The organism is Nitritalea halalkaliphila LW7 (assembly GCF_000265075.1).
In the GTDB taxonomy this organism is placed as follows: Bacteria; Bacteroidota; Bacteroidia; order Cytophagales; family Cyclobacteriaceae; genus Nitritalea; species Nitritalea halalkaliphila.
In genome coordinates, this window is the sequence record NZ_AJYA01000019.1 from 1 (window position 1) to 18601 (window position 18601).

17 protein-coding genes, 1 tRNA gene and 2 pseudogenes are annotated in these 18601 nt (G+C 52.9%); 3 read left to right on the plus strand and 17 right to left on the minus strand.

Going from position 1 to position 18601, the window contains the following annotated elements:
• A partial coding sequence (locus tag A3SI_RS19675) for an ADP-ribosylglycohydrolase family protein (RefSeq protein WP_238531650.1) occupies window positions 1–670 on the minus strand: 670 nt, incomplete at its 3' end.
• A gap of 929 nt (window positions 671–1599) precedes the next feature.
• Here A3SI_RS19675 and A3SI_RS07285 point away from each other — a divergent pair.
• Window positions 1600–2523 (plus strand): toll/interleukin-1 receptor domain-containing protein, encoded by a 924-nt coding sequence (locus A3SI_RS07285; RefSeq protein WP_009054755.1) that lies wholly within the window; start codon window positions 1600–1602, stop codon window positions 2521–2523.
• Between the two features lie 274 nt (window positions 2524–2797).
• On the opposite strand, the gene A3SI_RS07290 is transcribed toward A3SI_RS07285, so the two are convergent.
• Together A3SI_RS07290 and A3SI_RS07295 are read right to left on the minus strand one after the other, a co-directional pair.
• A complete protein-coding gene (locus A3SI_RS07290) occupies window positions 2798–2995 on the minus strand; it encodes a hypothetical protein (protein WP_040670383.1) in 198 nt (65 codons plus the stop codon).
• Between the two features lie 79 nt (window positions 2996–3074).
• Window positions 3075–3162 (minus strand) — tRNA-Ser (locus tag A3SI_RS07295).
• A gap of 335 nt (window positions 3163–3497) precedes the next feature.
• Here A3SI_RS07295 and A3SI_RS22440 point away from each other — a divergent pair.
• On the plus strand, window positions 3498–3923 hold the full coding sequence (locus A3SI_RS22440) for an oxygen-independent coproporphyrinogen III oxidase (protein ID WP_009054757.1): 426 nt from the start codon (window positions 3498–3500) through the stop codon (window positions 3921–3923).
• A gap of 71 nt (window positions 3924–3994) precedes the next feature.
• Window positions 3995–4852, plus strand: a complete 858-nt coding sequence (locus tag A3SI_RS22445; RefSeq protein WP_009054758.1) for a radical SAM protein — start codon at window positions 3995–3997, stop codon at window positions 4850–4852.
• A gap of 120 nt (window positions 4853–4972) precedes the next feature.
• Here the strand turns inward: A3SI_RS22445 and A3SI_RS07305 are convergent, their stop codons facing one another.
• From A3SI_RS07305 to A3SI_RS22480, 14 genes and pseudogenes are all read right to left on the minus strand, one after another.
• Window positions 4973–5689 carry a sulfite exporter TauE/SafE family protein gene (locus A3SI_RS07305; protein ID WP_009054759.1) on the minus strand — a complete coding sequence of 239 codons (717 nt, stop codon included), beginning with the start codon at window positions 5687–5689 and terminating at the stop codon, window positions 4973–4975.
• Window positions 5690–5747: 58 nt separating this feature from the next.
• Window positions 5748–6182 (minus strand): FixH family protein, encoded by a 435-nt coding sequence (locus A3SI_RS07310; protein ID WP_009054760.1) that lies wholly within the window; start codon window positions 6180–6182, stop codon window positions 5748–5750.
• Between the two features lie 33 nt (window positions 6183–6215).
• Window positions 6216–7627 (minus strand): annotated as a pseudogene (gene ccoG, locus A3SI_RS23205) (cytochrome c oxidase accessory protein CcoG); the annotation flags it as partial.
• 177 nt (window positions 7628–7804) lie between these two features.
• Window positions 7805–8782 carry a cbb3-type cytochrome c oxidase N-terminal domain-containing protein gene (locus A3SI_RS07320; RefSeq protein WP_009054764.1) on the minus strand — a complete coding sequence of 326 codons (978 nt, stop codon included), beginning with the start codon at window positions 8780–8782 and terminating at the stop codon, window positions 7805–7807.
• Window positions 8766–8963, minus strand: coding sequence for a hypothetical protein (locus tag A3SI_RS07325; RefSeq protein ID WP_009054766.1), 198 nt, complete (start codon window positions 8961–8963; stop codon window positions 8766–8768). Before A3SI_RS07325 ends, A3SI_RS07320 begins: the two co-directional genes overlap by 17 nt.
• Window positions 8964–8974: 11 nt before the next feature.
• Window positions 8975–11108: pseudogene (ccoN, locus tag A3SI_RS21540) on the minus strand (cytochrome-c oxidase, cbb3-type subunit I).
• Window positions 11109–11111: 3 nt separating this feature from the next.
• The gene (gene ccoS / locus A3SI_RS18150; protein WP_009054769.1) at window positions 11112–11345 is read right to left on the minus strand and encodes a cbb3-type cytochrome oxidase assembly protein CcoS; all 234 of its coding nucleotides are present in this window, start codon (window positions 11343–11345) and stop codon (window positions 11112–11114) included.
• Window positions 11336–12307: an HAD-IC family P-type ATPase gene (locus A3SI_RS22460; RefSeq protein ID WP_238531651.1), complete on the minus strand. Its 972-nt coding sequence runs from the start codon at window positions 12305–12307 to the stop codon at window positions 11336–11338. The genes ccoS and A3SI_RS22460 overlap by 10 nt, the downstream gene beginning before the upstream one ends.
• Window positions 12243–12584 (minus strand): P-type ATPase, encoded by a 342-nt coding sequence (locus A3SI_RS22465; RefSeq protein WP_009054772.1) that lies wholly within the window; start codon window positions 12582–12584, stop codon window positions 12243–12245. The genes A3SI_RS22460 and A3SI_RS22465 overlap by 65 nt, the downstream gene beginning before the upstream one ends.
• The gene (locus A3SI_RS22470; RefSeq protein ID WP_009054773.1) at window positions 12581–13267 is read right to left on the minus strand and encodes a P-type ATPase; all 687 of its coding nucleotides are present in this window, start codon (window positions 13265–13267) and stop codon (window positions 12581–12583) included. Before A3SI_RS22470 ends, A3SI_RS22465 begins: the two co-directional genes overlap by 4 nt.
• Window positions 13210–13803, minus strand: a complete 594-nt coding sequence (locus A3SI_RS22475) for a heavy metal translocating P-type ATPase metal-binding domain-containing protein (RefSeq protein ID WP_238531652.1) — start codon at window positions 13801–13803, stop codon at window positions 13210–13212. Before A3SI_RS22475 ends, A3SI_RS22470 begins: the two co-directional genes overlap by 58 nt.
• Before the next feature lie 63 nt (window positions 13804–13866).
• Window positions 13867–14502: a hypothetical protein gene (locus A3SI_RS07345; RefSeq protein WP_009054775.1), complete on the minus strand. Its 636-nt coding sequence runs from the start codon at window positions 14500–14502 to the stop codon at window positions 13867–13869.
• A 187-nt stretch (window positions 14503–14689) separates the two neighbouring features.
• The gene (locus A3SI_RS07350; protein ID WP_316929125.1) at window positions 14690–17542 is read right to left on the minus strand and encodes a sensor histidine kinase; all 2853 of its coding nucleotides are present in this window, start codon (window positions 17540–17542) and stop codon (window positions 14690–14692) included.
• A 46-nt stretch (window positions 17543–17588) separates the two neighbouring features.
• Entirely contained in the window at window positions 17589–18404 is an 816-nt protein-coding gene (locus A3SI_RS22480) for a hypothetical protein (RefSeq protein ID WP_316929126.1), read from the minus strand.
• Between the last annotated feature and the right edge of the window lie 197 nt (window positions 18405–18601).

The window sequence follows — 18601 nt, forward strand, 5'->3', positions numbered from 1 at the left end:
GTCGTGTAGCCTTKGCGCGACGTCTCAGCAACCAGCCGCCTGCAGGATCGTAGACCCCCTGCGCAGGCATTTCCTTCAGGGGCACACCCTGTGTGTGCAGCCAGCGGAGGTAGGAATGATGGACGATGGTCACCTCTGCCCCCCTGATACCGCGCTGCATGCCACGATGCTGGGCACGCAGCAGGCCTTCCGCCGTAAAAAGGGTCATCTGGGTATCGTCGGTGAAAGCCCCTTGGCCTTCGGCAAATTCCACGTAGCCGCGAATGCCACCAGCGCCATAGCGGTCTTGGATGCGGGCAAAGGACATGAACTCGATCGGTGCTCCCAAGGCATCACCGATGGCACCCCCGAGGAGGCAACCTTGATAGACATTTTTCCGGTCAAAAAGTTGCCGCCCGTAAGCGTGCATGACAGTCCAGATGCGGTGATAGGCCTCCGACTTATCCGCTTGGCTGGGGATTTCGGCGATTTTTCCTTTAAAATTCGGGTAGTCCAGCGCGGCAACTTGCCCCAGGAGGAGTTCGCCCAGCTCCTGTTTGGAGGCATAGACCCTCCAGTGGTAGTCGGCGCTGGGGGTGTGGAGAATCCGGTTTTCGGGGAAAATTTCGGCAAGGTCTTTTTTGACTCTGGCGCGCACTAGAACTTGTTCTGGATCCTCTCTATGCTGCACGATCGAAAAAAATCCATTTTTGCTGGCTATCCACATACGTTTAAGAATTTAGATATAAATAAAGGGGGATACTTCCAGGGTGCATGAAAAATTTTCAGCACATGGAGCAGGTTAACAGTAAATAAACTATAAGATACGCCATTCTGCGCAGATCCCCATGCATGGTGTGCAGAAATTCTTAGTCTTCCCTGTCATATTTTTATATTCGGGAGTCAAGTAAATTACCCTTATATCGGACCAATCAATGTCGATATTTTTTACAAATACCTTATTTACAGCAATCTAAAAGTCACTTTTGTGGTCTTTAATCCAGTGCAAATAGTAAAGACTTTGATTGATAAGATCTGAAGAAGCGTATCCCTTAGACGAACCCCATATTCTACATAGGCGAGGTATTTTGTAGTCTTGCGGAATGGAAAGAAGGGACAAAGAGTTTTCCAAGGAGCTTTACCGGGAGTGGCTTAGCTCTGGTTTAAAAAAAGCATGATTCTCAGGTACAGTATTGGGAGCCAGCGAAGTGGAGTGCTAGAAGGGCGATGTTGCGTCCGTAATTGTGGGCCATGCTTTTGGAGCATTGGTCGAGTACCCTACGTTCTTCGAACCGGGAGAATGCCTGTTTGAACCCCTGCACGACAACCATAGCTTTTTGCACGGTAGTCGTATAATTTTCTTTTTTTAAAAGTCATGACAAGTGAATCTGGGTATACTGATGTATACGAAAAATCAGCTATCTTAGGGAAGGAAATGGAATGGCAAAGCTAGTGAAGCTTTTGTTCGACAATGGCTATACGTAATGCGGGCGAAAGTGCTGATATGAAAGTAATTACATTAAATAAACGAACTGCTAAACGGAAAGTGAAGTGCAGTGTAATCCCGCACTACGCATAGCCGAGACCGTTAGCGGTAATTAATAGAAACAAATAGTAGCAATGGATAATCCAACAGCATTTATCTCATACTCACATGATGATGAGGATCATAAAGGATGGGTATTAAAACTTACAAACAGGTTGATAAGCAATGGCGTGAATGCGGTTCTTGACCAACACAATTTATCCTTAGGAGGCGACTTGCCAAGTTATATGGAAAACGGCCTTTCTAATGAAAATAGAATTATTTGTGTATGCAGTGAACGATACACTGAAAAAGCTAATAAAGGTCAAGGTGGTGTTGGTTACGAAAAGATGATTATGACCGGAGAACTCCTGCAAAAGATAAACACAAAGTGGATTATACCAATTATTAGAAAAAATCCAGAATCCAAAGTACCCATGTTTTTAACGGGAAAAATTTATGGGAACTTTAACAACGATGATTCATTTGAGCACGAATATGAAAAGCTTCTAAGAGAGCTTTTAAATATCCCGCTCCACCCTAAACCTAAACTAGGACAAAGCCCCTTTATCACAATAAAGGAAACTGGAAGAATAATTTTCAAACCTAAATCTGAAAAATATCACTCCCCAGCCTACTCAGGTATTGTCAAATTTGACTACTCAAATAATAACGGGAGCTATTCAATAGGAGAAGGTGATTTATTGTTTGAAACAAAATGGTCTGGCGCAGGTGCAGACTCAGTCCATGCCTACACTGATTCATCATCAATTGATTGTCTGGCATTAGTCACAAAACATGAAAAGATTGAGGATATAATCAATGTCGATGAATTTGATTACTCATCAAGAGTGAGAACACCTGCTATTGGTGATATTGTGATATGGCAGAACCGTAATGGTTACTTCGCTGCAACACAAATAATTGAAGTAAAACATATGAGAAGAAATGCTGACTTTGATAAGCTGACATTTAAATACGTAATCTTAACTAATGCAACATCTGACTTTTCAAAATAAAATACCGCTAACATATAAGGGCTAAACCGAAGTGGAGCGCAGCGGAATTTCGGAATTAGCCCTGTTGACAGAAGTGTAGCGGGGTTGAGCGGAGATTTAGCTAAAAACCTTATTTGATGGCTGTTTGAGCAGCTCAGAATTCTTATAGGATGGTTATGTGATTTATGGCGCCAATTACCAATTCAACTTATTGACAATCAATGATTTTTAATGAGATAACTATATGACTGGCAGTCTGATTTTATTTGAATATCATTTGTATCCGTTCGACAAACTACGTATTGGATTTAAAATTGGCCTCTGTACTTGGCCAGTTAGCAGGCAGTAGCTTGAAGAGGTCCTCATGCTTGATTCCCCGTACGCGATCAAAACTATCACTTAGCCACTCTCTTTCATCCACATCCTTGCGCTTACAGCTTGCCATAAAGAAGTACATGGCAGCATTTTCCACTAAATTGTTGTCGATTTCCATATGTGCACCCCAACTTGCCCCCCTACCAAAAAGAAAAGATCCAACATCCTTGTATTCAGAATATTGGATCTTTTAACTGCAGAGAGGAAGGGATTCGAACCCTCGATACCCTTTAGGGGTATACACGCTTTCCAGGCGTGCTCCTTCAACCACTCGGACACCTCTCTGTGTGATTTCGGAGTGCAAAGTAAGGAAATCCCCAGCGCTTTTCCAAATTCCCCGTAATGCCAAACCAAAAAAAACAGCCCTAAGCCTCCCTTTGCCGCCAGGCGAATACCCAAAAACAGGTTCCCCCACCCCACAAAAAAAACGCAGGAAATACCGATTCCCCCCTCTACCCAGCACCAATCCCCCCCTGTTTTTTAAACAAATAAGGCTTTTTTATGACTTTTATCAGGTCAGCACATGAGCAGAGACAGCAGAAACACCCCCTTTTTCGACGACCTTTACCTCCAGATTTGGGCCAGCGCCCAGACCCTCAATGCCTTAAAAGCAGGAAAACATGGAAAACGCAACACTTATCCAAAAATATAATGTGCCGGCACCACGCTATACCAGCTACCCACCCGTACCGCAGTGGGAACAGATGCCCGATAGAACCGAATGGCAGATCCTGCTCCGACAGGCCTACGCGGAATTCGGCGAGGAAGAAGGCATCCACCTCTACATCCACCTCCCCTACTGCGAAAGCCTCTGCACCTACTGCGGCTGCACGAAGCGCATCACGAAAAACCATCAGGTCGAAGAGCCTTATGTCTATAGCGTCCTAAAAGAATGGGAAGAACACCTGGCGGCACTGCCTCCTAAACCCCTCATCTCGGGCATCCACCTCGGCGGAGGGACACCTACCTTTTTCTCCCCCGAACACCTGGAGCTCCTGCTTTCGGAGCTGCTCGATGGGGGAACACTGGCAGCAGATGCGTCCTGAGCTTCGAAGGCCACCCGAATAACACCACGCGCGAACACCTCCAGCGGCTCTATGACCTGGGCTTCCGCAGGGTGAGCTTCGGCGTGCAGGATGTCAATCCACAGGTGCAGCAAGCCATCAACCGCATACAGCCCTTCGAAAAGGTGATCGAGGTGACAGAAGCCGCACGGGAGATCGGCTACACCTCCATTAATTTTGATCTGATCTATGGACTGCCCCATCAGACTCCGAGGAGCATCCGCCAGACCTTCACCGAGGTGGCAGCCCTACGGCCGGAGCGCATCGCCTTCTACAGCTATGCCCACTTGCCTGCTGCCTTCCCGGCCCAAAAAAGCTTTGAGCGCTTCCTGCCCCAAAACGCAGAAAAGCGGGCCCTCTACGCTCTGGGCCGCGAGCTACTGACCCAGCTCGGCTATCAGGAAATCGGCATGGACCACTTTGCGCTGCCCGATGACCCCCTCTGCCAAGCGAAGGAGCAGGCGCGGCTGCACCGCAATTTTATGGGCTACACCGTCAAGCCTTCCCGCCTCCTTCTGGGGCTGGGTAGCTCGGCCATCAGCGATATCCATTATGCCTATGTCCAAAACGAAAAGCATGTGGACAGCTACCGGGCACTCCTACGCCTAGACCGCAGCGCACACGTAAAGGGGCATGTGATGAGCTCGGAAGACATCGAAACCCGCCGCCTCCTTTTGGCTCTCACCTGTAACGGGCGAGCCGAATGGAACCGCTGCTACTTCGACGGCCTCAGCGCCGAAGCCAAAAGCCAGCTGGAGGCCTTCCGCTCGGAGGGCTTGCTCCACTTCTCGAACCTAGGCATCCGCATCCGCCCCGAAGGCATGGCCTACCTGCGTAACATTTGTATGGTCTTCGACCGCCGCTTGCAGGGAGATGCCCAAGCACGAAAGCGCTATAGCCAGTCCATTTAGGCCCTTTGGCCGCAGATTAGTGTATGAAGAAAGAAATTTTTTAGACGAATTACAGTTCAATCCCAGCAAAGGAGTGTGGCACAGCTGCACTCCTTTCTTTTGCTTTGGGCCGGGAGGCCCTTACATCCCTCCACAGAGCGTCATCTCCACCCCGACAGCGGGCGCTGAGTGGGCAGCGCGGGAGAGAGGTGATGCCCCAGGCCCAGGCCACGAAGCACAAAAAGTAGCCCGATCAGCACGGCCATATAGGGAATGGCGCGGTTCAGGCGCTCGCGCCAAAGCATGGGAAGCAGGTGCCCTCCCAGCATCAGGCCAGCAGCAAGGGACTCGTCCCAAGCCCGAAAGCCGCCATGTAGGCTGCCGCTTCCAGGGGCGCTGCAGTGCAAAGGCCGCCAGCAGCGCCAAGTACACCATCCCGCAGGGTAGGAGCCCATTTAAGGCCCCGGTAAAAAAATGCGCCCGGTAGCTGCCCTGACGCAGGTAGCGCGCCAGCAGCCCGCGGAGCTTTTGGACGAAGCGAAAGGCCATGCCCTGCCCTGCCAGCCGCTCGGAGCGCTTGTAAAAGAAAGCCATCAGCAGCAGGGAAAGCCCCGCCAGCAGCGAAAGGGACTGCTGCATCCCCGCTAAAAAGAGGGAAAAGCCCAGCAGGCCGATGAGCAGGCCCAGCAGGCTATAGGTAAACGTCCTGCCGAGGTGGTACACCAGCTTCTGGAGATGGAAGCGACGCGCCGAGGCGGCCTTGCCTCCCCCCGCACCTACCGCCAAAGCGATCGGCCCACACATGCCCACGCAGTGTACGCTCCCTAAAAATCCTAAAACAAATCCCGTCCAAAGCATGCTTGACTCCTTTCTCATTTTGGGTCCGAACAGCAGCACTGCGCGGACCTCATGAACTTTATAAGTGGATACTCAGCTCCTCGTAAAAGGCCTGCTCCCCGAGCTGCCAGGTCAACTTGGCCTTCCAGTAGCCCGCCTTCAGGCCTTCCAGTGGCAGCACCACGGCCTCTTCTGTCGGCGTACCTGCCACACTGAGGCGCTGATCCAGTCGCGCATCCGAAGGGCGGAAGAGGTGAACCTCCCCACTGGCACCCGCCGGCAGCGCAAACTGTAGCGCCGCCTGTCCAGGGAGCTGCTGCATGACCTGCTGGCCCCGCTCCTGGGTATTGCCCACCTTATCGATGTGGCTTTGGTAGCGGATCGTCTCCGCATAGTAGTTTTCCTCCACCAGGTGCAGATCATCCTGCTTCATGCAGATGCGCACCATGCTGATCATGATCGTCGCGAATCCGACGAATACCAGCACGATTCCTGTTCCCCAATTCATTTTCATATCCTTAGTCGTTACGTGTTATTCTGTATAGCTTTACGGTTCTGTGCGCTTCACTGGCCCCACGAAAGAAGTTTTCAGGCGATCGATCACCTCCCCGTTTTGGAGCAAGAGCAGCACCACATCCTCCTGGTTTCGGCTGATGGCCTCCTGCTCCCGAACCAGGAAGAAGCGACCCTCAAATTTACTTTGCTCCCCGAGCACCCAGCGCTGATCTCCGACCACCTCCAGGCGCAGCGTCGGATCCTCCGGCTGTAGGGCGATGGCCTGCTCTTGAAAGGTTTTATTGATAAAAGTCACCTCATAGAGATTACTCACCATACCCCCCTCGCGCTCCTGATAGGTCATGCCCCGGAAGCGAGTAACGGTGGCGGCCAGGTCGGTGCGGGTCAGCAGCAAAGCCACGAAAATCCCCACCAGCAGGGTTAAAATGGCCGTATAGGCCTTCACCCTTCCTGTCCACAGGCGGCTCGTCCCCTCGGAGATCCCCGCCTCCGAGGCATAGCGGATAAGCCTTTTGGCCGCTGCACCTTTTCCATCACCTCATCGCAGGCATCGATGCAGGCGGTACAGTTGACACACTCCATCTGCACACCGTTTCGGATATCGATCCCTGTCGGGCAGACCTGCACGCAGAGGGAGCAGTCCACGCAGGCCCCTTTCACCTCCTCCACGAGCGGTTTTTGCTTGCGCAAAGGCCCCCGCGGCTCGCCCCGCACATAGTCGTAGGCCACATGGATGCTGTTTTTATCCAGCAGTACACCCTGCAGGCGGCCATAGGGGCAGACCACGAGGCAGGCTTGCTCCCGGAACCAGGTGAAGACGAACATAAAGACGCCGGTGAAGGCTAACAGGCCGAAAAATCCCGCCCAGTTCTCCGCTGGGGAGCTTTGGACCAGGGCGATCACGCGGTCCATGCCGATGAGATAGGCCATCACCGTGTGCGCGATCAACACAGAAATCCCCAGGAAAACGGACCACTTGAGGAGGCGCTTGCGCAGCTTTTCTCCGTTCCAGGGGAGCGCGTCCAAGCGTCGCTGCTGCCCGGCATCTCCATCGATCCAGTACTCGATTTTGCGGAAGACCATCTCCATAAAGATGGTTTGGGGGCAGGCCCAGCCGCAGAAGACGCGGCCGAAGACCACGGTGAAGACGATGACGAAGACGAAGAGCGTCAGCATCAGAAAGATCAGAATATGCGTATCCTGCGGCCAGAAGGCAGCGCCGAAGATGATGAATTTACGTTCGAAGATATTGAAAAGCAGCCAAGGGCGGCCGTTTACCTGAATAAAAGGTCCTGCAAAAAAGGCGGCTAGAAGCACCCAGGACAGGTAGGTGCGGGCGCTGTAAAACCAGCCGCTGACCCGCTTAGGGAAGATCCAGTTCCGCGCACCATCCTCTTTTACCGTAGCGAGCGCGTCGCGAAATTTTTCTGGGCTGAGATGGGGTTTTCATGACTGAGTAAAGGGGGTAATGGGTGGATGTGGCGTAGGGGGATCCTCTGGTTGTTTAAAGAGCGGGGAGGAAGCTGTCCCTCCCCGCGGGAATGGAATATGGTGGGCGCTGCATGCTTTTACTTTGGCGCTCCGCGCCCACCGAATAGGCAGATCAAGCTGCCCGTAAGCTTATACAGCGGTAGCCGTTTCCGGAGCTGCTGTCCCCTCGGAGGCCTCCTCCTCTTCCGCTTCATCGGCGGAATCGGAAGGGCTGGTAGGGGCCATTTTCTCTCCTTCAGGCGCTTTCGGGTTAGCCGGCGTAGTGCCCTGTAGGGTCAGCACATAGCTGGATACCTGTTGCATCTGCTCTGGGCTCAGCTGGTCTTCCCAGGGGATCATCCCTTTAGCGGGCACGCCATACTTCACCACTTTAAAGACCGCTGCGATGCTGTTTCCGTGGATCCAGTAGTCGTCTGTCAGGTTCGGGCCTACTGTTCCCCCGCCATCGGCAGCGTGACAGGCGGCGCAGTTTTCGATGAAGAGCGTCTTACCGGCCTGCAACGCTTGTGGGCTGTCGTCATAGATCACCGAATTTTCATCTATGCTGCTGAGCAGATTGGCCTTATAGGCTTCGATTTGGATGGCCGCCAGGCGCTTCTCCTCCTCGTATTCCTCCACCTGTGTTTTACCGATGCCCAGCACCGAGTAGTTCACGAAGTAGGCCACGGCGAAGACGATGGTACCGTAGAAGACGAACTTCAACCAGGGCGGCATGAAGTTGTCCAGCTCCACGATGCCGTCGTAGCTGTGGTCCAGCATGAGGTCTTGTTCTTCCTCCACAGGCTTCAGCTTGCCGGTCACCCAGCGCTCTTTAAACTGCTGCCACCAGCTCGGGCCGGTTACAGCAGCGGCGGCGAGGGCCCCACTGGCCAGCATCTCGCGCTTCAGCACGGTGGACAGGAAGCTCATCAGGTAAATCATGAGCACTAAGAGCAGCAGGATCACCCCCAGCACGGCGCCCAGTAGGATGAGAAGTGTGAGGGAGGAGGCGTCTAAGCTGAGCAGTTCATTCACCCAGGGCATGGAGGAAGTCTGCGCCATCGCTCCGGCGGGGGCGCCCAGGAGGCCCGCCAGGAGGAGTGCGGTGTAGTTAGGATTTCGTTTCATGTCGTTCTTGTTTTAGCGCTGGTTCGTCTTCTAAAGGCATGGCTTTCATTTCATCCACATAGCTTTTATCTACGCGGAGCACCCACCAGAACATCCCCGCAAAGAAGGTCACGAAGATAAGGAGCGAGATAATCGGGTAGATTTCGATGTTCTCGATGGATCTTAAGAGTTCTTTATGCATGGCAGTGGCGGTTAAGGGTTTGCGGTAGCTGTGGTTTTCTTGATATCCGTACCCAGACGCTGCAAGTAGGCGATCAGGGCCACGATTTCGCTGTCGGCACTCACGGCCACTCCCGAGTTCTCGAGGTTTTTCGTGATGCTTTCGGCTTGCGCCCAAAGGTCCTCAAGGGCCTGCTCGTCATAGCCGGCTGGGTAAGGAACGCCCAGCTTGGTCATGGTGCGGATCTTGGCTGGCACATCGTCATGCTTCATGCTGTTCGTGGCCATCCAGGGGTACGGGGGCATGAGGGAGCCTGGCGACATGCTCGTAGGATCTACCATGTGGTGGTAGTGCCAGCTGTCCGGGTACTTGCCGCCGACGCGGTGCAGATCTGGCCCGGTACGCTTAGAGCCCCAAAGGAACGGACGGTCGTACACGAACTCTCCTGCTTTCGAGTACTCCCCATAGCGCTCTGTTTCGGAGCGGAAAGGGCGAATCATCTGCGAGTGGCAGCCCACGCAGCCATGAGAGATGTAGAGGTCACGGCCCTGTAGTTCGAGCGGCGTGTACGGCTCCACGGTAGCGATGGTCGGCACATTAGACTTGACGAGGATGGTCGGAACGATCTCGATGGCACCCCCGATGAGGATAGCTACGGTAGCCATGACGGTGAAGAAGACCGGCTTGCGCTCCCAAGCGCGGTGCCAAAACTCACCTTTTTCAGCTTTGTATGGGGCTAAAGCAGGGGCAGCATCGGCCTCCTCTGCTTGGAATTCGCCTTGCTTGGCCGTTTTCACCAGGTTCACCACCATGATCACAGCCCCACTGAGGTAGAAGACTCCTCCGATAGCGCGGAGCACATACATGGGCACGATCTGGATGACCGTTTGGAGGAAGTTCGGATAGGCCAAGCGACCTGCCTCAGTGAATTCTTTCCACATCAAGCTTTGCGTCAGCGCCGCCACATACATCGGCAGGGCATAGAATAAAATCCCCAAAGTCCCTAGCCAGAAGTGCGTATTTGCCATTTTCACGGAATACAATTTCGTCTTCCACATGCGCGGCCATAACCAGTAGAGCATGGAGAAGGTCAAGAAGCCGTTCCAGCCCAGGCCACCGATGTGCACGTGTGCCACGATCCAGTCGGTGTAATGCGCGATGGCGTTCACACTTTTAAGGGAAAGCAGCGGGCCTCGAAGGTGGCCATCCCGTAGGCAGTCACAGCCACGACCATAAATTTCAGTACAGGATCTACGCGGACCTTATCCCAGGCACCACGTAGGTCAGCAGGCCGTTTACCATCCCGCCCCATGAAGGCGCGATCAGCATGACCGAGAAGGCTACTCCGAGCACCTGTGCCCACTCTGGCAGCGCGGTGTAGAGGAGGTGGTGGGGCCCTGCCCAAATGTAAATAAAGATCAGGGACCAGAAGTGCACGATGGAGAGCTTGTAGGAGTACACGGGACGGTTCGCCGCTTTCGGTAGGAAGTAGTACATCAAGCCGAGAAAGGGCGTGGTCAGGAAGAAGGCCACCGCATTATGTCCATACCACCACTGTACGAGGGCATCCTGCACCCCAGCATAGGCGGAGTAGCTTTTAAAGAAGGATACCGGCAGGGCCAGGGAGTTAAAGATATGCAGCACCGCCACCGTCACGAAAGAGGCGAGGTAAAACCAGATCGCTACGTACATGTGTTTCTCGCGACGCTTCACGAGTGTTCCGATCATGTTCGCACCGAAGGCAACCCACACCACCGCGATCGCGATATCGATCGGCCACTCGAGCTCAGCGTACTCCTTAGAGGTCGTCAGGCCGAGGGGAAGGGTGATGACGGCAGAGAGGATAATGAGCTGCCAGCCCCAGAAATGAAACCAGCTGAGGGTTTTATTCCACATGGGCGCTTTTAAAAGGCGCGGCATCGAGTAATAGATACCGGCGAAGATGGCATTCCCGACGAAGGCGAAAATCACCGCATTCGTATGCAGTGGACGGATACGCCCGAAGGTCGTGTAGGGATTGCCCAGGTTGGCTTCGGGGAGGAAAAGCTGCGTGGCAGCGATCACCCCGATTAGCATGCCGGCGAGGCCCCAGAAGATGGTGGCGGCACCGAAATACTTTACGATCTTATTATCGTAACTGAATTTTTCCAGCGTGGCTCCTGACATAATTTACTTGTGTTTAGTTGATGGTATGCGATTCGATTTGGTTTTTTCTACGGTGGGATGTGCAGCGCCTGCTTCCGAGGCGGCGGGGGCTTTCGGCCCTTTGCCCTCGAAGAGGATGCGGATGGCCGGGGTATGTGCATCGTCGAACTGCCCGCTTTTCAGGGCCCGAAAGAAGATGTACAGAAAGCCTGCGGCCAGAAGAAGGCTGATCCCGATCAGCACGAAGATTACTTCCATGAGACAGTGGGTTTAAGGCTAAGACCCTGACGATGTGCCAGGTAATTCGTGGCGAGCGTGGTAAAAAGGACCACGGACAAGCTGCTGATGGGCATGAGGATCGCGCAGAACAGCGGGCTGATTAGCCCCTGTACGGCGAAGTACACGCCAAAAGCATTGTAAGTAAAGCTCAGTCCGAAGCTGGCCTTGATCACGTTTCGGCTTTGGCGGCTGAAGCGAAAGAAGCGGGGCAACTGCTCGAGCATGCTGGCATCTAGGATGGCGTCGCTGGCGGGAGAGAAGTGGCTGGCCTGATCGGTCAGCGCGATGCCCACATGGGCAGCCTTCAGGGCGCCGGCGTCATTCAGCCCATCGCCTATCATCAGCGCATGCTGGCCGGCTGCGCGAAGCTTTTCGAGGTAGTCTAATTTGTCCTGCGGGCTCTGGCGGAAGTTTAGCTGTACTTCTGAGCCGAGGCGCTGAGCCATGCTGGTACGCTCATGGTCCTGATCGCCGGAGAGCAGGTGCACGGGATAGTCCGCCGACAGGCTGCCGATCATCGCTTCCATCCCCTGGCGCAGTCCGCTGTGGAGGAGAAAATAGCCGATGATCCGATCGTCCTGCGCGAAAACCACTTGATTTCCGGTGAAGCCCTGGCGGAGTGCCTGTGGCAATCCTGTAAAGCTGGCTGAGCCGAGGCGGTACATGCTGCCCTTATGTGTGGCGAGCAAGCCTTTTCCCTGGATTTCTTCGCAGGAGTTGAGCGTCGCGGCAGGGCTTTTCTGCAGGTAGCGGTGCAGCCTGTTGCTGAGCGCATGCGTGGACTGCCCACCATGGCCTTGATAATGCTTTTTTGGCTTTCGCTGAGCGTGGTGCCCGTAAAGCCCACATACGCGATACTCGCATGCGCGGGGTCCGTCAGCGTCCCCGTTTTGTCGAAGACCAAGGTATCGATGGCAGCCATCTTTTCGATGACGGGCCATTTTTCAGGTACAGCTTATTTCTGCCGAAAATGCGGAGGGTATTGCCCAGCGTAAAGGGTGTGGACATGGCCAGCGCGCAGGGACAGGTGATGATCAGCACCGCTGTAAAGGTCTGCACGGCCAGTCCGGCCTCTCCGCGATAAGCCCAGAAGATGAGGCTCGCCAGCGCGATGAAGAGGACCACGGCGGTAAACTTGCCCGAGATTTTCGTGGCGAGGGACTCCAGGCTAGGGCTATCTTTTTTGGCGAAAGCCTCCTGGTTCCAAAGGTCCGTCAAGTAGCCTGAGAGGGGCTTTTCTGCACCACTAAGGTGATGGCCTGGCCTTTTTGGCGACCGCCCGCATAGAGGAGCTCTCCTTTTTTCTTCGCCACAGGCACTTCCTCCCCCGTCACGAAGCTGTAGTCGATGTAGGCTTGGCCGTCCAGCAGCAGGCTATCGGCAGGAATCAACTCCTGGTCGCGGATGAGCAGCACATCGCCCACCTCTAATTTGGTGAGGGGCACCACCTCCTCGCGGTCTTGCTTCAGGCGGGTGACGGCTACGGGGAAATAGGCCGTATAATCCCGGTCGAAGGAAAGCGTCTCATAGGTCTTGGCTTGGTATAATTTGCCCAGCAAAAGGAAAAACAAGAGCCCGCCGAGGGTGTCCATGTAGCCTTCTTGGCCCAGGACGAAGATTTCGTACAAGCTATAGCTAAATAGCGTCACGATACCGATGGCGATCGGCACGTCCATGTTTACCTGCCGATTTTTCAGTGACAACCAGGCGGAGCGGTAGTAGTCCGTGGCGGCATAGAAGAAGACCGGCAGCGCCAGCAACACGTTCAGGTAGTTAAAAAGGCCTTTAAAGCTGTCTCCGAGCAGTGCGGCCTCCGAAAAGTATTCGGGCAGGCTAAAGAACATCATATTCCCGAAGCAAAATCCTGCGACGGCGAGCTTGAACAGCAGGGTTTTATCCATGCCTGAGACAGCCTTGCGCTCGACCACATCGGAGAGCTGGATGCGCGGCTCATAGCCGATGCTGCTGAGCAGGCGAACCAGGTCGCGCAGGTAAGCACTTCGTGCAAAAACTTGATCTGCACCTGTTTTTTCATAAAGTCTACCCGTCCGGAGATCACGCCACTGTGGAGGCGTTCCAGGTTTTCGAGGAGCCAGATGCAGGAGGCGCAGTGGATCAGTGGGATGGTAAAGGTGATGTGGGTTTCGCGCTCGTTTTTAAAGTCAATCAGCTTGCCTTCCACCTCGGCATCGAGGAGGTAGTCAAAGCGGTTTTCACGCTCGGAGCGGGATTTCTGGGTGCTGCCCGGCTGGGCTTCCAGCGCATAGTAGGTACTGCACATATCCGCCTCGCTGAGGACCTGATAGACGAGCTGACATCCCGTGCAGCAAAAGTCTTTTTCTGCATAGGTCAGGTGTTCCTCCCTGCAGCTCTCCCCGCAGTGGTAGCAGGCAGGCGGCGTGGAAACGCGGGCGGTATGGAGCAGTTCTGGTTTCATAATGGATGCAAGTTAGGCCGTCGGCAGAGAAAAAAGGTGATGAAAATCAGCTTTTAGCATGATTTAAAGCGCGAGATAGAAGGAGAGGCGGTCGCTCCACTTGCTGCCTTTATAGAAGTGAAAGAGCACTTTAGCCAGATCTGCCTGGTAGGCTTTCGTGGTGACGAGCAGGCTGCAGTCTTGCTGCACGGCATAGGACCAAAAGTCCCCGATGCGCGTAAAATTGAACTTGATAAAGGAAGTTTCAGCGGTCACCTGGCCGACCTGTTCGATGATGCGCTGCTCCTCACGCTGCTTGGATTTCGGGGTGAAGCGCGGGGAGATGATGGTCGCCTTACTTTCCGTTAGGTGTGGGCCGAAAAGTTGTAAAAAATTCTCAATAAGGCGCACGGAGGCTTTGGTACCGTCGTAGTGAAATAAAATATGAGAAAAGGAGAGCTCTTTTTCATAGAGCAGCACCGGCACCTCACAGGGGCTGGCCTCTAAGGCACTGGGGCGCTCCTGACTGTGGAGCCAGTCGAGCACCTGAGGGAGCTGCGCGGTGTAGAGGGTAGGCTTTTCGAGGACCTCTCCCGTACAAAGCGCCTTATAGGGCATGCCGTTCCGGGTAAAACCGATCGGAAGCTGGGCGCAGTGATGCGCCGCAATCAGATTTTCCGGAATTTCGAATGTGGCTGTTAATGTGCTGTTTCCCTCCATAGCTGTAGCGTTTATTAGGTACAAAGCTACTGCATGGGCAGCATGGGGGGATTGACCTTTTCCCAGCTGGAAATATGATACATGTCATGTTTTGGGCGGCATAGCCCAAAAACCGCTGTTTAGAAATGGCCTCAGGTACTCGCTTAGGAGGCGCTTGGTGAGCGTAATGCCTTTCGCACGGCTGGCATTAAACGGGCGCTTGCAGGGGGAAAGAGAGGTAAAAGGTGCTGCCCTCATCCACCTGCGACTCGAACCAAATGCGCCCTCCTGCGGTCTCGACGCCCCTTTTCGCGATGGCCAGCCCCAGTCCAGAGCCCTCCGACTTGGTACTAAAATTAGGCACGAAAATCTTATCGGCGAGCTCCTCGGGAATGCCCTTGCCGTTATCCCGAATCGAGAGGATCACCTGGCCCTCCCGGGCAAAGAGTACCAAGTGGATCTCTGGCTGTCGCTCTTCGGGCACGGCCTGAATACCGTTAATGATCAGGTTGCCGATTACCCTTCCGAAAAGTTGATCATCTCCTAGGATTTGGACTTTCCCTGCAGGCAGTTGGTCTTCAAAGTGCAGGAGGAGGTCTTCGCGGTTTTTAAAGAGTTCGACGGCCTCTGTCACGACTTGGCGGAAGTCCATCTGCTCATTTTTCGGCAGGGGCATCTTCGCAAAGGTGCTGAAAGAGGTGGCGATATCGCTTAGGGTATCCACCTGATGAATAAGGGTTTGAATGGGCTTTTTAAGCTTTTCGGGATCGTCGAGGTGGCCCATTTGCTGCAGGCGTAGCAGGTGCTGCAGGGTCAGTTTCATGGGGGTCAGGGGGTTTTTGATTTCGTGGGCCACCTGTTTGGCCATTTCCCTCCAGGCGGACTCTTTCTCGGTGCTGGCTAGGGCCTTTTTCGAGCCTTCGAGCTTAAAGAGCATGTTGTTATACTCATCGATCAGGAGTCCGATTTCATCACGGCTGGGCCACTGCATGGGTTCATTCGTATCCAGGTCGGTTTCGGAAAGCTTGCTGGTTAGCATCTTAAAGGGATAAGTGAGACTTTTCGACACGAAGTAGGAAATGATCAGAAAGACGATAAAGATGAGTACGAAGATGTTCAGGATATTGCTAAACACATCAGCGATGAGTGCGTCGAGTTCATTTTCAGACTCAAAGAAGGGGATGGCCATGATGGCGCGAATTTCCTTGTTGTTCGTGGAACGGATGGCGGCATATACGGCTTTGTAGCGCAGCTCGCCGACCCGCTCATCTAGGAGGATGATATTGTTTTGGCCTTCCACTATTTGCGCGATAGCGCGTGGATTCACCCAGGGCCGCAAGATGCCCTTATCAAAAATATTCGGCTGGGAAGTGGCCAATAGGCTGCCCCTGGGTTCATAGATATTTATTTCGGTACTGGTCAGCAGGGAGAGATCTCCTACGGCCTCAGGGAAGTCATCGGGTTCGAGCTCGCCGGCGATTTCCTGCTCCAGGATGGCGGAGAGGTTATTCCCGATGAGATTCGCCCGCTGAAAATACTGTCTGTTCAGTTCTTCGCGGTAGCTATTCGTCAGCAGGCCGATGATGATCACCGAGATCACGAGCATGGGCACGAAAAAGGCAAAGTTCAGGTAAAACTGGAGCTTGGTGGAGTAGTTAAAATCCACGCGCCGAATGCCACGTATCGCCAAGTAAAGCAGGATGGAGAGCAGTGTGAGCAGAATATAGGCGATAAAATAGAACGAGATATCAGCCAAGATGTAGTAAAGGGGATAAAGGGGCGAGCTGACTACCACCAGACGTCCGGGCTCTCCGATGCCGACATGGTGATAGCCTTTTAGGTTGACCCCCTGTCCGTCTAATCCGCGCATACTGGGCAGGCGCAGCACATCTTCTGCGCGGTAGTTAAACACGCCTACGCTGTAGAGTAGCTCCTCATCGCTGTACACGGCATAGTCGAAATTACGGCTATTTAGACCCGCGCTGTATTTATCGTCGAGGAGCAGTCTCGGAAACACGGCGCCCGGCAGCACTTTCATCTGCTTAAGATAGAGTAGCACGGTGCCCAGCAGCTGATTATCGCGGATGATCGGGATAAAGGCCACGTAGGTATTTCCAAAATCCTCCTCTGGGTTTTTTATAAAATAAAGATCGCGCACCGAAGTCGCGTAATCACTGTTTACGTACTCGCGCTTATAATCGAGTAGCCGCAGGGGGCTCTCGGCATCCAGTAGGTCATCCCCCGCCACATTAAACAGTCGAATCGTGACTTCATACTGATCGAAGTAGCCACCGATGTGGATTTTTTTAATCTTGCGCACGATGGCCTCATTCGACTGAAGCGGGTCTGGAAGCACGGTTTTGATAAAGAGGTCTCCGGCTACGCGTTCCTTTACATCGGCCAGCAGGTATTCGGCGAGAATATCGTTTTCTACGAGCTGCTGCTGTCCGAAACTGGTTTTGGTCTGCTTATCACTGGCCAGCTGCACCTCATAGGTGGCCACCCCCGTAATTACGGCCCCGATGAGACAGCCAAAGAAAAAGGTCAAAAAAGTATTCAGTCCGAGGGTGAAGATATTTTCATACAGACGAAAACTGATGATGGAGACCACCAGAATCAAGTGCGCGCTGAAGACGAGAACCAGCATCCAGTTGAGGTACAGTAGCACCCCCATCATGGGCAAGCTGTAGAGGAGGAGCACTTGCAGTGCAAAGCGCCTGCCGACCCCCATGTGCGTCATGATGAGGTTCATCACCAGGATCGAAAACAGCAAATACCCTGCACCTGCTAAGAAAATGATGACTAGGCTGGTCAGCTTAAAGGCATCGAAAGAGGGAATAGCTAATATATTCAGTTGCCACTGAGCATTTTGGAAAATATTAAGGTAAAGCGAATAAAAAAGGTGCAGCAGCACGCTGGAGAAGATATAAGCAGCTAAGGTATAGGCCCATGCGGGCTTAGGAAGCAGAAAGCGTCGGATTTTATAGGTGAATTTTTTCCGTGTGATAAAACCGATGACCATCAGCAGCACCACGATAGAAGAAACGACGTTTAAAAACAAGTCTCCAAGGCTGGGATTAAAAAAAGAGGAGGCATAAAATGTGGCACTAAAAAAAGTCGAGCTCGAAGTAATCCTGCGGAAAGTGAAAGAAAAGCATAAGCGCCCGCATGGTAAAGAGAAGCATGGCAGTGTAAAAGATGGCCAAAAGCCCTTTTCCTCGTGACCATAGCATTTGGATGAAGTCATACCCAATAAGCAGTACGAGGAAAATTAAGGAGAAGAAAAAAATGAGCAGGGTGATGTTTCCTTCATTCAAGTACATAAAGGATGCATTTTCTTGGAAGCCTACCGAAAAAAAGTAATCCCCGCTGACCGAACGCACATCGTGGAAACCCGCACGGGAAGTAGCGGCAATAACGATAGGCTGCGAGCCGAAAATTCGGTTATCAGGCCCTGTATAGAGGTATTGATTTTCGATAGTCCGCTTGTAATAAACAGGAACAGCCTGCAGGAGCCAATAATTTTCCCCACCTCGTGAGAAACGGCGAAGCTTGGAGAAGTAGCGCCCAAAATTATCCTCTACCAATTGATACTTAACTTGGTTATTCACCAAGGTAAAATCGAGTACCAGGGTAAAGTCTGACCAAAAAGCCAGCTTTCCCTCTTCGGTATACACTAGAAAGGGATAGGTCGTATCAAAGTTCAATTGGGAAAAACGCAGGCCTTCATCAGGCTTGCTTCTGAGCAGTAAGTCCACAAAATCCTGGTCGAACTGTGCATCTATTTCCTGAAACTGCGTATTCAGTTGTTCGAAATATGCCTGTTCATCATCTCGGACGGTTAGGTAAAAGCTTCCCACGAGCAGCAGGAAGCCCATCGATCCTAAGAGCAGAAATAAAAGAAGCCGTCTTTGTTTTAACATAGAACGAAATGGAGGATGCTAAAAGCGGTATAGTGTGGTAAAATACGAAAAGAACAGAGAAAGTTAGCTAACCTTACGGGATACTTCGCTTCAGCATAACCCTTCTACTCCTGTGCCCTCCCCTCTCTCCTAGGGTGATATATCAGGGAGGAGAGGCAGCAAAGCAGGAAATAGGGAGTCCTTTTGGCGGTTTACCT

Bases quoted from the DNA above. Each gene is read 5' to 3' on its own strand.
- A3SI_RS07285 (WP_009054755.1), top strand. From the start codon at position 1,600: ATGGATAATCCAACAGCATTTATCTCATACTCACATGATGATGAGGAT.
- A3SI_RS07290 (WP_040670383.1), bottom strand. From the start codon at position 2,995: ATGGAAATCGACAACAATTTAGTGGAAAATGCTGCCATGTACTTCTTT.
- A3SI_RS22440 (WP_009054757.1), top strand. From the start codon at position 3,498: ATGGAAAACGCAACACTTATCCAAAAATATAATGTGCCGGCACCACGC.
- A3SI_RS07305 (WP_009054759.1), bottom strand. From the start codon at position 5,689: ATGCTTTGGACGGGATTTGTTTTAGGATTTTTAGGGAGCGTACACTGC.
- A3SI_RS07310 (WP_009054760.1), bottom strand. From the start codon at position 6,182: ATGAAAATGAATTGGGGAACAGGAATCGTGCTGGTATTCGTCGGATTC.
- A3SI_RS07320 (WP_009054764.1), bottom strand. From the start codon at position 8,782: ATGAAACGAAATCCTAACTACACCGCACTCCTCCTGGCGGGCCTCCTG.
- A3SI_RS07325 (WP_009054766.1), bottom strand. From the start codon at position 8,963: ATGCATAAAGAACTCTTAAGATCCATCGAGAACATCGAAATCTACCCG.
- ccoS (WP_009054769.1), bottom strand. From the start codon at position 11,345: ATGGAAGTAATCTTCGTGCTGATCGGGATCAGCCTTCTTCTGGCCGCA.
- A3SI_RS22460 (WP_238531651.1), bottom strand. From the start codon at position 12,307: ATGGCCCGTCATCGAAAAGATGGCTGCCATCGATACCTTGGTCTTCGA.
- A3SI_RS22470 (WP_009054773.1), bottom strand. From the start codon at position 13,267: ATGGATAAAACCCTGCTGTTCAAGCTCGCCGTCGCAGGATTTTGCTTC.
- A3SI_RS22475 (WP_238531652.1), bottom strand. From the start codon at position 13,803: ATGAAACCAGAACTGCTCCATACCGCCCGCGTTTCCACGCCGCCTGCC.
- A3SI_RS07345 (WP_009054775.1), bottom strand. From the start codon at position 14,502: ATGGAGGGAAACAGCACATTAACAGCCACATTCGAAATTCCGGAAAAT.
- A3SI_RS22480 (WP_316929126.1), bottom strand. From the start codon at position 18,404: ATGTTAAAACAAAGACGGCTTCTTTTATTTCTGCTCTTAGGATCGATG.